Source organism: Pacificispira sp., assembly GCF_965228185.1.
Classification (GTDB): Bacteria; Pseudomonadota; Alphaproteobacteria; order UBA8366; family Aestuariispiraceae; genus Pacificispira.
Genome location: NZ_CBDDHE010000008.1, coordinates 1 through 14428 on the forward strand (window position 1 = coordinate 1; position 14428 = coordinate 14428).

General features: G+C 59.9%; 10 protein-coding genes. 6 read left to right on the plus strand and 4 right to left on the minus strand.

Translation table 11 applies throughout. From position 1 onward, the window contains the following. Positions 1-467: uracil-DNA glycosylase (locus tag ACO06O_RS14645; RefSeq protein ID WP_421881172.1), on the plus strand; the 467-nt coding region annotated here is incomplete at its 5' end. Positions 468-473: 6 nt separating this feature from the next. Here ACO06O_RS14645 and ACO06O_RS14650 read toward each other — a convergent pair. The 3 genes from ACO06O_RS14650 to ACO06O_RS14660 form a co-directional block, all read right to left on the minus strand. Then, complete coding sequence (locus ACO06O_RS14650; RefSeq protein WP_421881175.1) at positions 474-1334, minus strand: universal stress protein; 861 nt, start codon at positions 1332-1334, stop codon at positions 474-476. 7 nt (positions 1335-1341) lie between these two features. Then, on the minus strand, positions 1342-2829 hold the full coding sequence (locus tag ACO06O_RS14655) for a SulP family inorganic anion transporter (RefSeq protein ID WP_421881177.1): 1488 nt from the start codon (positions 2827-2829) through the stop codon (positions 1342-1344). A 182-nt stretch (positions 2830-3011) separates the two neighbouring features. Then, a complete protein-coding gene (locus ACO06O_RS14660; RefSeq protein ID WP_421881180.1) occupies positions 3012-4676 on the minus strand; it encodes a BCCT family transporter in 1665 nt (554 codons plus the stop codon). Positions 4677-5340: 664 nt separating this feature from the next. Between ACO06O_RS14660 and ACO06O_RS14665 the strand changes: the two genes are divergently transcribed. The 3 genes from ACO06O_RS14665 (at position 5341) to ACO06O_RS14675 (ending at position 8515) form a co-directional block, all read left to right on the plus strand. Continuing rightward, entirely contained in the window at positions 5341-6801 is a 1461-nt protein-coding gene (locus ACO06O_RS14665) for a dihydrolipoyl dehydrogenase family protein (protein ID WP_421881183.1), read from the plus strand. 88 nt (positions 6802-6889) lie between these two features. Next, positions 6890-7609: a DUF3047 domain-containing protein gene (locus ACO06O_RS14670; protein WP_421881186.1), complete on the plus strand. Its 720-nt coding sequence runs from the start codon at positions 6890-6892 to the stop codon at positions 7607-7609. Positions 7610-7708: 99 nt separating this feature from the next. Beyond that, on the plus strand, positions 7709-8515 hold the full coding sequence (locus ACO06O_RS14675; protein ID WP_421881189.1) for a formate/nitrite transporter family protein: 807 nt from the start codon (positions 7709-7711) through the stop codon (positions 8513-8515). A 4-nt stretch (positions 8516-8519) separates the two neighbouring features. Here the strand turns inward: ACO06O_RS14675 and ACO06O_RS14680 are convergent, their stop codons facing one another. After that, positions 8520-9683 carry a mandelate racemase/muconate lactonizing enzyme family protein gene (locus ACO06O_RS14680; RefSeq protein WP_421881191.1) on the minus strand — a complete coding sequence of 388 codons (1164 nt, stop codon included), beginning with the start codon at positions 9681-9683 and terminating at the stop codon, positions 8520-8522. Between the two features lie 225 nt (positions 9684-9908). Here ACO06O_RS14680 and ACO06O_RS14685 point away from each other — a divergent pair, with 225 nt between their 5' ends. Then, complete coding sequence (locus ACO06O_RS14685; RefSeq protein WP_421881194.1) at positions 9909-12338, plus strand: GcvT family protein; 2430 nt, start codon at positions 9909-9911, stop codon at positions 12336-12338. A 60-nt stretch (positions 12339-12398) separates the two neighbouring features. Further along, a complete protein-coding gene (locus tag ACO06O_RS14690) occupies positions 12399-14267 on the plus strand; it encodes an ATP-binding protein (RefSeq protein WP_421881197.1) in 1869 nt (622 codons plus the stop codon). Positions 14268-14428: the final 161 nt, after the last annotated feature.

A 14428-nucleotide genomic window follows, 5' to 3' on the forward strand; every position in this document is an offset into this window, starting at 1 on the left:
ACATCATGGTAATCGGCGAAGCCCCCGGCGCGGATGAGGACAGACAGGGCAAGCCCTTCGTCGGCGTTTCCGGCCAGTTGCTGGACCGCATGCTGTCCTTCATCGGCCTTACTCGGGAAAACTTCTACATCACGAACACGGTCTATTGGCGCCCGCCGGGCAACCGGAAGCCCAATGACGGAGAGTTCGCGGTCTGCCGCCCCTTCGTCGACCGGCATATCGAACTGATCGATCCGAAACTGCTGCTGCTGGTCGGCGACAAGTCGGTGCGCGGCCTCGCCGGCGCCACGACCGGCATCACCCGCAGCCGGGGCCAGTGGTACGACGTAAAGATCGGCGACAAGACGATTCCGGCGCTTGCCACCTTCCACCCGGCCTATCTGCTGCGCACCCCCGCCGCCAAGCGACAGGCCTGGCAGGATCTGCTGACCTTCCAGCGCCGGATGCGAGAATTGGGGCTGGACTGACCCGCCCTACCGGAACATCAGGATCGGCAGGCGGCAGGAGCGGACGAGGCTGGTCGTCGTGGAACCGATGATCAGGTTGCGGATGCGGCTATGGCCGTAAGCGCCCATGATCAGCATCTGGCTTTTCTTTTCCACCGCCACGTCGGGAATGGCCTGTTCCGGTTCGCCCGCACGGATTTCCCAGGTCGCGGTCAGCCCTGCCTGTTTCAGCGTGGCGGCGACGCCTTCCAGCTCTGCGCGCACATCGGGCGTATCTTCACCGGCCTTCAGGATGTGGAATTCGATCCCGGCATAGGCTGACGCATCCGTGCCGGACAGATACCGCACCGCCTTTGCGATGCTGGTGCCGCCGTCATAGGCAATCAGACAGCGCTCGATAGGGCTGAATTCATAGTTTGCCACCAAGACCGGCTTGTCCGACCCGCGCAGCACGCGTTCCAGGTTGGACCCCAGATGCTCCCGGGCATAGCCGGACGCCTCGCCCCGCTTGCCGACGACGATCACGTCGGCATCCTGTTCTGCGACGGCGTCTGCCAGATCGTCGTGACGCAGCCGGGTCTCGACCGCGGCCTCCGTCTTTTCCGCCAAGCGCGCCGCTACATCCTCCAGGATCGCCCTGCCGCGCGCGAGCGCAAGCTGCGCCCATTCCTCATCGGCCGCGGACAGCTTGGTCAAGAGATCGGTACGTGCGCCGAGGCTGAGATTGCCGCTGAGATCCGCCGGGACGCTCTGGCGCGACCGACGGCCCAGCATATGGGTCACCATGATCCGAGACGGCGCGTTGAGATTGGCCAGCCAGGCCGCATGGTCGCAGACGCTGGCCGAATAAACGGACCCGTCCACGAAAGCCGCGAGTTTCAAGCTCATTTCCCCCTCAATGCCCCATCAGCTTGTCCATCGCGCCCGGCTGATCGGCGACACCCAATTTGTCGACGATCGTCTCGGACGCCTCGTTCATGCCGACGAGGTCGACCTGCGTTCCTTCTCTGCGGAACTTCAGGATCACCATGTCCACGGCAGCGACACTGGAGATATCCCAGATATGCGCCTTGCTGACGTCGATGATGACGGAATCGGGCGCCTCGCGAAAGTCGAAGGCGCGCTCAAAGGGTTCCGCGCTGGCGAAGAAGATTTGCCCTTCGACGGTATAGGTCCGGGTCCGCCCATCCGGCGTGATCGTGCTGGTGACCCGGAACAATTGCGCGATCTTGGCGGCGAAGAACAGGGCTGACAGCAGGACCCCGAACGCAACGCCGATGGCGAGGTTGTGAGTGTAGACGACCAGCGCGACGGTGCTGAGCATGACGATGGAGGAAGAGCGCGGATTGGTGCGCAGCGCCTTGATCGACGACCAGCTGAAGGTTCCGACCGAAACCATGATCATGATCGCGACCAGGGCGGCCATTGGAATTTCGCTGACCAGATCGCCCAGGACTAGGATCATGAACAACAGACCGCAGCCCGCGAAGAAACCGGACAGGCGACCGCGCCCGCCGGATTTCACGTTGATGATCGACTGGCCGATCATGGCGCAACCGGCCATGCCGCCCAGGAAACCGGTCACCGTGTTGGCGACACCCTGTCCGATGCATTCGCGGTTCTTGTTGCCGGTCGTGTCGGTCAATTCGTCGACGATCTGCGCCGTCATCATGCTTTCCAGCAGCCCGACCGCCGCGACGGCAATGGAATAGGGCAGAATGATCCACAGCGTCTCCAGCGTCAGCGGGACATCCGGCAGCAGGAAGATCGGCAGGGTATCCGGCAATTCGCCCATATCGCCGACAGTGCGCAGATCCAGTCCGAAGCCCCAGACGATGGCGGTGATGATGACGATGCAGATCAGCGGTGACGGAATGACCGAGATGAAGCGCGGCACCAGGTAGATGATGGCCAGCCCCAGCGCGACCAGCGCATAGGTCATCGGCGGCACGTCGATCAGTTCCGGCAATTGCGCCAGGAAGATCAGGATCGCGAGCGCGTTGACGAAGCCGGTCATGACAGACCGCGACACGAAGCGCATGACCCGCGCCAGTTTCAGCCATCCGGCGGCGATCTGGATCACGCCGGTCAGGACGGTACAGGCCAGCAGATATTGCAGTCCGTGATCCCGGACCAGGGTCACCATCACCACCGCCGTCGCCGCCGTCGCCGCGGAAATCATGCCCGGACGGCCGCCGACGATGGAGGTCAGAACCGCGATCGAAAAGGAAGCGTAGAGCCCGATCTTCGGATCGACCCCCGCGATGATCGAGAAAGCGATCGCCTCGGGTATCAGCGCCAGGGCGACGACGAGACCGGCCAGAAGGTCGGCGCGCACATTGCCCAGCCATTCGTGTTTCAAGTTTCGCAGAGGGTCGGTCATCGCGGGTCCTGGTCTCGGGCCCATCGGATGAGCCGGGTTTGCAGTCATTTCCTGTGCAGGAAAGGCGCGGACCCTACATTGCTGCACCGCACAAAATCAAGTCAAAGCGACCTTCCGGACAAGCGAAACGCCCCGCATCTTTCGACACGGGGCGCTTCTTCGGTACGCATTTCAGTCGGACGTCAGACTTTCGCCGCCTTCTTCAAGTGGCTTCGTTCCTGCATCAGTCCGCGATAGATCGCATAGCACATCACCAACAAGACCACCGTGAACGGCAGGCCTGTCGAGATCACCATCGACTGCAACGACTTCAGGCCGCCGGCCGAAAGCAGCAGGACGATCGCCACCGCACCTTCGAAGACGCACCAGAAGACGCGCTGCGGCACGGGGCCGTCGGTCTTGCCGCCCGCCGTGATCGTATCGATCACCAGCGAGCCGCTGTCGGACGACGTCACGAAGAAGACGATGACCAGCACGATCCCGATGAAGGACGTGATCGACGCCATCGGCATCGGGTCCAGCATCTTGAACAGCTGCAGCTCGAGGGCCGCGTCCTGGGCCGCGGTATAGCCTTCGACCAGGACCTGCTGAATCGCCACGCCACCGAAGACCGACATCCACAGGACGCAGACCAGGGACGGGATGAGCAGGACACAGGTCACGAATTCCCGGACGGTCCGGCCGCGGCTGACCCGCGCGATGAACATGCCGACGAAGGGTGACCAGGAAATCCACCAGGCCCAATAGAACGACGTCCAACCCTGGCTGAAGTTCACATCCTCCCGCCCGAACGGATTGGACAGGGCCGGCAGGTATTCGACATAGGCGACCAGATTCGACGCGAAGCCTGTCAGGACCGCAATCGTCGGTCCCGCGAACAACACGAAGAGCAACAGCAGCAGGGCGAGCCCCATATTGATTTCGGAGAGGACCTTCACGCCGCCCTCAAGCCCGCGCAGGACCGAGATCAGGGCGATGGCGGTAATACCCGAAATTAGCACGACCTCCATCGTGCCGCTGGCGGGTATGCCGAACAATTCCTCCAGACCGGCATTCGCCTGGGTCGCGCCGAGGCCGAGCGAGGTCGCCAAGCCGAACAAGGTCGCGAACACGGCAAGCGTGTCGATGACATGGCCGACCCAACCCCAGACGCGTTCGCCGAAGATCGGATAGAAAGCCGACCGGATCGACAGCGGCAGGCCCTTGTTATAGCTGAACAGAGCCAGCGACAGCGCGACGACCGCGTAAATCGCCCAGGGATGCAAAGCCCAATGGAAGATCGTCGTCGCCATGCCGAGCCGCACAGCCTCCGCCTGATTTCCTTCCGCGCCGCCGAGCGGGGCCCAGTCGGTGCGGACACCGTTCTCGACGGTTGTTCCGCCCATCGCGGTGGAGAAATGCGCCATCGGTTCGGAGACGCCGTAGAACATCAGGCCGATGCCCATACCCGCCGCGAACAGCATCGCGAACCAGCCGAGATAGCTGAAATCGGGCGTCGCGTCCGCGCCGCCCAGCCGGACATTGCCCAGAGGCGTCACGATCAGCATCAGGCAGAACAGCACGAAGATATTCGCCGCGCCGAGGAAGAACCAATCGAAGCTCTTGGTCACGGCGCTGAACAGCCAGGAGAAGGCCTCTCCCGCCTGCTCCGGCAGCGCCAATGTGTAGAACACGAACGCGACGATGGTGATACCGGACACCATGAAGACCGGGTTGTGAATATCGAACCCCAGGGGCCCGACGGTACCGTCGATATTGTCCTGACCGATTTCGTACTCGGTCTCGATCACATGGGAATGCCCGTCCGGACTGGGCACGCCCTGAGATTGCGTCGGTGAATCGCTCATGATCCCACCCCCAAAATTATATGACTACCCGGACCGATCCGATAACCGGCCCCGCTCTGGATTCTGTTCATAGAAGTTGTCTCCCGCAGTTTGATTGTCGCGCGACCGCCGGGGAGTCTTGTTTCGCGTCGTTCGTTGTTGACGGCGGTCCGCTTGTCGGCACCAGGACAGGCGGTGGGTGAATTTGCCTCTCCCCCCTTTTGCCGTATGTCCCCAGCGCCGTGCCGCCGCTCCGTCCAACCTCCAGACAGAACGGCCCAAACACTTCACTTACGATGCATTACGCCAAAGATTCGCCAAATTTTCAAATCACCCAGATTTCCAAACGGATGACAGGGCAAATATAACGCAACACAAATGTCGCCGCACGAGCAGGAATTCCTGCTTTTCACCGGCGATCGATAGCGCAGAACTTTATGATATTTTCATCGGAGAATGCGACCCGCGTTTCTCCTATCACCCCCCTGCAGTTATGATTCGTAATATTTATGAAATAGAGCCTATCGGCCTCGCGAGAGCCAATCTGTAACATCTGCGACACAAACACGGTGGGCTTGCGTCCGTCATAACGGACATGTGAGGCGGCGTGTTTCGCAATCGCCCGATGCGCCCGTCATTTTCCATACATGTTGCCCACCCCCGGCGTTCGGGGTTGGATGCCTGAATGGAGCAGGAGAGAAAGAAGGCCATGCCGGAACGGATCGATACCGATATTTGCGTCATCGGCGCGGGGTCCGGCGGATTGAGCGTCGCGGCGGGCGCCTCGCAGATGGGCGCGCGCACGGTCCTGATCGAAAAAGGACTGATGGGCGGCGATTGCCTGAATTACGGCTGCGTCCCGTCCAAGGCCCTGTTGGCCGCCGGGCATGCCGCGCAGGCCCAACGCGATTCAGGGCGTTTTGGTGTCGCCGCCATCGAACCCGCCATCGATTGGGCGAAAGTGCGCGATCACGTTCGCGACGTCGTCGCCGCCATCGCTCCGAACGATTCCGTTGAGCGGTTCGAAGGGCTCGGCGTGACCGTCTTACAGGGTGCCGCGCGCTTCACCGGCCCGCGGGAGGTACAGGTCGGCGACACGGTGATCCGCGCCAAATACATCGTGGTCGCGACCGGGTCCTCCCCCTTCATCCCGCCGGTTCCCGGATTGAAGGACACGCCCTATTTCACCAACGAGACCATCTTCGACAACGACGCGCCGATCGGCCATCTGATCGTGATCGGGGGTGGGCCGATCGGTTTGGAAATGGCGCTGGCCCATCGCCGTCTCGGGGCGAAGGTCACGGTCATCGAAATGGCCCGCGCGCTGGGCAAGGACGATCCCGAGGCGGCGGCCCTGGTTCTGGATCGGCTGCGCGGCGAAGGGATCGACATCCACGACCGCACCGAATTGAAATCCGTCGAGAAGACGGAGACCGGTATCCGCGCGACCGTCGAATGCGAAGGCCGGACGGAGACGGTGGAGGGCAGCCATCTGCTGATCGCCGTCGGCCGCCGCGCCAACACCGCCGGGTTGGACCTGGAGAAGGCCGGGATCGAGACCGACCGGGGCGCGATCAAGGTCGATGCGCATCTGAAGACCGCGAACCGTCGTGTCTTCGCCATCGGCGATGTGCGCGGTGGGTATCAGTTCACCCATATGGCGGGCTATGACGCCGGAATCGTCATCCGCCAGGCATTGTTCAAGATGGTCTGGGCCAAGGTCGATCACAGCGCGGTACCCTGGGTCACCTATACCGACCCCGAACTGGCCCAGGTCGGCCTGACCGAAGCGGATGCAGAGGCCAAGCTGGGCAAGGGCAACTACCAGATTCTGCGCTGGGGCTTCGCGGAGAACGACCGCGCCCAGGCCGAACGCGCGACGGACGGCTTCGTGAAGGTCATCACCGACAGGAAGGGCCGCGCCTTGGGCTGTACCCTGGTCGGCCGCCATGCGGGGGAACTGATCCTGCCCTGGATCATGGCGGTGCAGCAGAAACAGAAGATGGGCCAGATCGCCAGCCTGATCGCCCCCTATCCGACCCTGTCCGAGGTCACCAAACGCGCCGCCGGCAGCCACTTCACGCCCAGCCTGTTCAGCGAGAAGACCCGCAAGGTGGTGCGGACGCTGATGCGGTGGATTCCCTGACCCGCCCCTTCCTTCGACGCGTGATTTCAGATGCGTTCGACCCTACACTCGGCCCTGCGACGTCGTGTCGTTGGAGACGGTGAGGGAAATGTTCCTACCTCGGATTGCCCTTTTAGCGACGCTGGTCGGCATTCTGGGATGCGCGGGGCCGACGGAGACGCGCCGAGAGGCCGCGCCGGGACTGGCCCTTTCGGTCGAGGACCTGTACGCGGAACCCGTCTTCGCCGCCGATACTGCGCTGTTCGATGCCTGGACGCTGGTGCCGATCCGCGGCGAAGGGCGTTGGGGGCTGGAGCCGGGGCCGGATGACGCGCTCGCCATTGCCGGGCGGCCCGAGGCGGGCGCATCCGCGATCTATCTGAACACCGATATCGACCCGGTCGCCTGTCCGGTTCTGGAATGGCAATGGAGCGTCGGTGCGGTCCAGCCAAGCGCCGATCTGACCCGCCGCGAGACGGACGATGTCGCGGCGGCCCTGTTCGTCCTGTTCGGGGATGCGGGATCGCCCCTGGATCCAAAGCCCGTCCCGACCCTGCGTTATGTCTGGACCACGGAGCGGCATCAGGTGGGGGACGTCATTCCGAACCCTTACCTGCCCGACTTCGTGCGCAACATCGTCGTCGCGCGGGGGGAGGCCGATATCGGCCTCTGGCGACGGGAACGCCGGGACCTTCAGGCGGATTACCGCGCCGCGTTCGGTGTGCCGCCGGACGCCTTCGTCTGGTCGGTCGCGCTTTTCGTCGACAATGATCAGACAGGAGAACCGGCCGCCGCCTTTTTCCGCGACGCCTCGGTGTATTGCGACTGAAACGCTGAATTTGGCGCGAGACCTGTTTCGACGGGAACCTTTCGGGCCGGTCGGACGTTCATGCGGTGATCCGAAAGACCGCAAGGGGAACGACAGGAATTGCCCGGCAAGACCACAGACCAGGAAGCCCGGAAGGAGGAAGGCGGCAAGCTGCGCCTGCCCTCCTCCAAGATCTATCAATTGATCGCCAAGGAAGGCCGGGAGGAATTGGAACGACCGTTCCAATCACTCGCCGCGTCCGGCCTGGTTGCGGGGCTGTGCATCAGCTTTTCGTTGTTCTGCGAGGGCTTCTTCAAACTGCACGCCCCGGAAGGCGCGGATTTCTACCTGGTCGAAAACCTGGGATACACGGTCGGCTTCCTGATTGTCGTCCTGGGCCGGTTCCAACTGTTCACCGAAAATACGATCACCGTGATCTTGCCGCTGCTGGAGGAACCGAGCCGCAACCACCTGGTCCGCATTGCGCGGCTGTGGTCGGTCGTTCTGGCCTTCAACCTGGTCGGCACGTTCCTGATCGCCTTGATGGTCAGCCATTTGCCGCTGTTCAGCCCGGAACAGATAGAACCCTTCATGGAAGTGTCGCGCCATGCCGTGGACCGTCCCCTGGGCGACGTCTTCTTCCAGGCCATGCCGGCGGGTTTCCTGATCGCCGCCATGGTCTGGATGATGCCGACCGCGGAACATTCGAAGGTCCTGGTCATCGCCGCGATGACCTATCTGATCGCCATCGGCGATTTCGCCCATGTCATCGCCGGGTCGGTCGAGGCCTTCCTTCTGATGTTGCACGGCGACATCGGCCTGGGCCACGGATTAGGCTATTTGATCCTGTCCGCGGCCGGCAACATCATCGGCGGCACCGGCGTCTTCGCCATGATGGCCTATGCCCAGGTGCGGGAGGAGATGTAAGCCCTCACCCGCCCAGTTCGAACGCCACGTGGTCGCGTAACGCCGCCTTATCCAAATCAATGCCGAAGCCCGGCGCGTTGGAGATCGGCAGGCGGCCGGTCGACGGGTCGTGCAGCAGCGGATTGCGCGCGACCTCGACATAGCCGGGCACGCGGTCCCAATAGGGGAAATGTTCCTGGACATAGAAATTCGGGATGCAGGCGCTGAGGTGAGCGGCGATGCGGACCGCAACGGTGCTGCCGCAGACATGGGGCTGGACCTTCAGGCTGTAGGCATCGGCCATGGCGGCGATCTTATACGCCTCCGCGAAACCGCCGGTATTCCCGATATCGGGCTGCAGGATGTCGACGCAGCGGCGTTCCAGCAGATCCCGGAAGCCCATGCGCAGATACTGCCGCTCCCCCGTCGCGACCGGAATGCGGGTCTGTGATGCGATCCGTTCCAGCGCGCCGAAATCGCCCGGGTCGCCGACCTCCTCAATGAATTCGATATCCAGGTCCGAAACCGCGTCTAGGAAATAGATCGTGTCGGCCAGCGCGATGCCGCCACCGAAATCCAGGCACAGCCGCCCGGTCGGCCCCAGCACGCCGTGAACGGCGCGGACCAGATCGGCGGCACGGCGCCAGGATTGCGGGTCGGACGCGTCGCGATTGACCGGGTGACGCAGGGTCCCATTCGGCTGTACCCGCGCGAAGGGATACATTTTCAGCCAGTCGAAACCGTCGGCCACGGTCGCCTCGGCCATCCGCACGATCTCCGCATCCGAGGTCGCGCCGAAATACCAACCATTGGCATAACAGGGCAGGTCGTCCCGCATCCGCCCGCCGAACAGGTCATAGACCGGTACCCCCAACGCCTTGCCCCGGATATCCCACAACGCCATTTCGATGGCACTCAACGCCGCCCCGGCAATGCCGCCCGGATTCTTCAGCCAAAAGGACTGGTCGTACATTTCCCCGGTCAGCGCATTGATGCCGGGCACGTCCTTGCCGATCACGAAGCGGGTCAGCAGATCCTTGATCATCCCCGCCGCGCCGCTGCCGCCGCTGCCATAGGCGATGGCCGCCTCGCCGACGCCCTCGGTTCCATCGGCATCGCGCAGGGTGACAAGGACAGGCTTCAGCCCTTCCCCGGCGACCTGATAGATTGTGGCGGATTGGATTTTCATGACACGCCCCCCGATCCTGAAATGTCGGGCAAGGATGGCGCGGTCCGGAACCGGCAACAAGCGCACCTGAGGCACACCACTTGTGCCGCAATGCACCCGTGCGAATGTCCCAAAAAGCATCGCTTTATGTCTGCACAAAAACCCTCTTTCCCTGGTCTTCAAACCGAGTCAGAGTGCGCGCCGACGTGATGGGTTCGCTGCGGCGATGGCTTAGAGGGTTTCTGCATGAAAAATCAGGCGCGTGTGGTGGTGATCGGCGGCGGGGTCGTCGGGTGTTCGGTTCTGTATCACCTGACCAAGATGGGCTGGACCGACATCATGCTGATCGAGCGGTCGGAGCTGACCTCCGGGTCGACCTGGCACGCGGCCGGCGGATTCCACACGCTGAACGCCGACACCAACATGGCGGCGCTGCAGGGCTATACGATCAAGCTGTATCGCGAGTTGGAGAAGATCACCGGCCAGTCCTGCGGGTTGCACCATGTCGGCGGCGTGACCATCGCGACGACGCCGGACCGCCTGGACTATCTGAAGGCGGAGCGCGCGAAGCACCGTTACATGGGCCTGGAGACGGAAATCGTCGGGCCGGAAGAGATCAAGAAGCTGTCGCCCATCACCAATGTCGACGGCGTGCTGGGCGCGCTCTACGACCCGCTGGACGGGCATCTGGACCCGTCGGGCACGACCCATGCCTATGCCAAGGCCGCGCGGATGGCCGGGGCCGAGATCGTCCTGCGCAACCGGGTGATCGAGACCAATCCGCGCGCGGACGGCACCTGGGACGTGGTGACCGAGATGGGCACCGTCCATGCCGAGCATGTCGTCAATGCCGGCGGATTGTGGGCGCGCGAGGTCGGCGAGATGGCCGGCATCATGCTGCCGCTGCACCCGATGGAGCACCAGTATCTGGTGACCGGCGACATCCCCGAAGTCTATGAGCGCGACGAGGAACTGCCCCATGTCATGGACCCGGCGGGCGAGACCTATCTGCGCCAGGAAGGCCGCGGCCTTGTCATCGGCATATATGAGCAGGATTGCGACCCCTGGGCCGTCGACGGCACGCCGTGGGATTTCGGGCATGAGCTGCTGAACGACAATCTGGAACGCATCGCCGAGCCGCTGGACGCCGCCTTCAAGCGCTATCCGGTGCTGGAGCGCGCCGGGATCAAGACGATCATCAACGGCCCCTTCACCTTCGCCCCGGACGGCAACCCGCTGGTCGGGCCGATCCCCGGCCTGCGCAATTACTGGTCCGCCTGCGCCGTCATGGCCGGGTTCAGCCAGGGCGGCGGCGTCGGCCTGACCCTTGCCGAATGGATGATCGAGGGCGAGCCGGGCCGCGACGTCTATGCCATGGATGTCGCCCGTTTCGGCGATTACTGCACCCGCCCCTATACCCGCATGAAGGTGACGGAGAACTATCAGCGCCGCTTCTCCATCTCCTATCCCAACGAGGAACTGCCGGTCGGGCGGCCGCTGCAGACGACCCCGGCCTATGGGCTGTGGAAGGCGCAGCGCGCGGTCTTCGGCTCCGGCTATGGGCTGGAGCATGTGAACTATTTCGCGCCCGAAGGCGAACCGCTGTTCGAAACGCCGACCTTCCGCCGCTCCAACGCGTTCGACGCCATCGCCGCCGAATGCCGCGCGGTGCGCGAGGCCGTGGGCATCAACGAGATCCACAATTTCGGCAAGTATCTCGTCTCCGGCCCCGGCGCCGTCGACTGGCTGAACCGCATCATGGCGAACCGCGTGCCGAAGATCGGGAAGATCGCGCTGACCCCGATGCTGTCGCCGAAAGGCAAGATCATCGGCGATTTCACCATGGCCCGCCTGGGCGAGGAGGAGGTACAGCTCACCGCCTCCTATTCCGCGCAGGCCTTCCACATGCGCTGGTTCCTGCACCACCTGCCACAGGATGGGTCGGTCACGCTCCAAAACGTCTCGCTGCAGCGCATCGGCTTCCAGATCGCCGGGCCGAATGCCCGCGAATTGCTGTCCCGCGTCACCGACACCGACGTGTCGAACGCGGCGATGCCCTTCCTCAGCTGCACCCCAGTCGAAATCGGCCCGATCCCGGCCCTGGTCAACCGCGTCACCTATACCGGCGATCTGGGCTACGAAATCTATGTCGACGCCGCCCACCAATGCGCCCTCTACGAGGCGCTGTCGGCGGCGGGCGAGGATTTGGGCCTGAAACCCTTCGGCATGCGCGCGATGATGAGCCTGCGCCTGGAAAAGAGCTTCGGCTCCTGGATGCGCGAATTCCGCCCGGAATTCACCTGCGCCGAAACCGGTCTGGACCGGTTCATCAGCTTCAAGAAGAACGATTTCATCGGCCACGCCGTCGCCGTCCGGGAACGGGACAATCCCCCCGCCCGCCACCTGGCGACCTTCATCGTTGAGACCGGCGACGGACCCGACGCGGCGGATTGCGTCGCCGACGAGCCGATCTACAAGGACGGCAAGGTCGTCGGCTTCGTCACCTCAGGCGGCTACGCCCACTACAGCCAGAAAAGCGTCGCCATCGGCATGATCCCGAAGGAAATGATCGCCGACGGCGCCCAATTCGAAATCGAAATCCTGGGCGAGGTGAAACAGGCCACGTTGATCGAGGAGGTCCTGTTCGACTCGAAAGCGGAGCGGATGCGGGGGTAGCACCGTCAACCAAATCGAGATAGAATTAGCTTAATTAAATCAATATGAAGCGACACATTCATGGAAATTGAAACAACCAATGCTATAAAGCTATTGTTCCCAAACTCTTCGCTTATAATGGTATACCTAGAAGCGATAACAAACTCATTCGACGCTGGCGCGCGCAACATAAAAGTTCAAATTTCTTTAGAGGCCTACGATAAATCAAATACACTAAGCATCACCATATCCGACGATGGAGTTGGATTTACTGAAGAGAATTTTTCGCGATTTAAAAAACTTTTGAGACCAAGAGACAACCAACATAAAGGTTTGGGAAGGCTCGTATATCTAGAATATTTCTCCACAGTGTTTGTCGAGAGCTATTTTGATAAATTAAAACGTAACTTTGTATATTCTACCGATTTTGATGGAGAATCGAGTATCGAAGGAATTTCTGAGCCCAAGAATGGAACGACTCTCGTATTCAATGGATATCTAAAAGATAAAATCTACAGCTACGAATACGTCAAGTCCGAATCACTAAAATCGGAAATTCTGTACCATCTGTTTCCTACGCTCCAAATGCTCAAGAATACTGACCAAGATTTTCAAATCACCCTATCTGTTGAAACAAAAGAAGAAAACAGACAACAGGAATTTTTTTCAGACACTGCGACAATAACGAAATCGGACCTTCCGAACCTTATACACAAAGACATAATTGATTTAACAATTGATGGATTGGATAGCGTTCGAGTTAGTTATAACATTTCTGAAAGCGGGACACGCCCCATCAGGCTAATTGCATTTAGCGTAGATGGCCGAACCATACCATCAAATATTATCAATCTTAACAGTATACCAGAAGATTACTCCGCAATTTTCATATTTGAATCTTCTTTCTTTAATATGAAAAGCGATAATTCTCGGCAAAAATTAATTCTGCCCGAAGGAACTTCGGATAATGCACTATTTTCCGTTCTAAGAAAAGAGGTTGGTAGCATTCTTGATTCTGAAATCCCTGAAATCCGAGAAAAAAACAGTATCACAGAGTCAAAGTTTCACGAAAAATTTCCACACCTACTCGGCTACTTCGAAAAAACTAGCGTAGGTCTCATAGACAAAGACGAGTCTATTTACATCGCCCAACAGAAATTTTTTAGAGATCAGAAGCGGATACTGGAAAGCGAGTCTATTGATGAGAATGTATATGAAAAATCACTAGAACTGTCCTCACGGTCTCTTACCGAATACGTTTTGTATCGTGAAAAGATAATAGAGAAGCTTTCCGCGAATATTGAGAGCGAAAATGAGAACAAAATTCATGAAATTATTGTTCCAAGATACAAGGAGTTTTTTGGAAAAGAAGTAGTTGAACAAATTTATCGCAACAATGCCTGGTTGCTGGATGACAAATTTATGTCCTTCCAAACGATACTGAGTGAAAAGCGCATGCAGGAAGTCATAAGCGCGATTTCAGTAAATTCGGAAAAGGACGGCAGTGACGGCAGGCCTGACATAGCCATGATTTTTTCTGACGACCCAGATGATTGCCGCGCCGTAGATGTAGTGGTGATTGAATTGAAGAAGAAACAAGATAATGAAAAGGAAAATCAGTACGCAATAAATCAGCTTTTGAAACGAGCGCGTGAATTAGTAACCCATTGCCCAAACATACAGAGGATGTGGTATTATGCCATCATGCATGTTGACACAGAAATGGAGCAAAGTTTAATACAACAAGATTTTTCTCCTTTATTCTCAAAAGGGAAGGTTTTTTATAGGGAATTCAAGACACCAACAGAATACGGAGATAAAGTACCCACACCGTTGTTTGTCATAACAATGCAAACTATTGTGGCGGATGCTCGTGTCCGCAACTCAACATTTCTTAGAATCTTACGCGAAGGCATGGAGTATTACTCAAATAAGCAATCAAAAAGTTAGAGCATAGCGAGATGATCGTTGACCACTACTGGTCGCAAGAAAGTTGAACTTCACCGCACACCTTCCAACACAGCCTCAGCCAGTCGACTGTGGGAACGAGACAGGACGTCACACTCGGATCATCGTCTCGCTGTTTCCCCGCGCAGATTCGCCTCCGCCGG

Coding starts and splice junctions, on each gene's coding strand:
- ACO06O_RS14685 (WP_421881194.1), top strand. CDS start 9,909: ATGAAAAATCAGGCGCGTGTGGTGGTGATCGGCGGCGGGGTCGTCGGG.
- ACO06O_RS14650 (WP_421881175.1), bottom strand. CDS start 1,334: ATGAGCTTGAAACTCGCGGCTTTCGTGGACGGGTCCGTTTATTCGGCC.
- ACO06O_RS14665 (WP_421881183.1), top strand. CDS start 5,341: ATGGAGCAGGAGAGAAAGAAGGCCATGCCGGAACGGATCGATACCGAT.
- ACO06O_RS14660 (WP_421881180.1), bottom strand. CDS start 4,676: ATGAGCGATTCACCGACGCAATCTCAGGGCGTGCCCAGTCCGGACGGG.
- ACO06O_RS14680 (WP_421881191.1), bottom strand. CDS start 9,683: ATGAAAATCCAATCCGCCACAATCTATCAGGTCGCCGGGGAAGGGCTG.
- ACO06O_RS14655 (WP_421881177.1), bottom strand. CDS start 2,829: ATGACCGACCCTCTGCGAAACTTGAAACACGAATGGCTGGGCAATGTG.
- ACO06O_RS14690 (WP_421881197.1), top strand. CDS start 12,399: ATGGAAATTGAAACAACCAATGCTATAAAGCTATTGTTCCCAAACTCT.
- ACO06O_RS14670 (WP_421881186.1), top strand. CDS start 6,890: ATGTTCCTACCTCGGATTGCCCTTTTAGCGACGCTGGTCGGCATTCTG.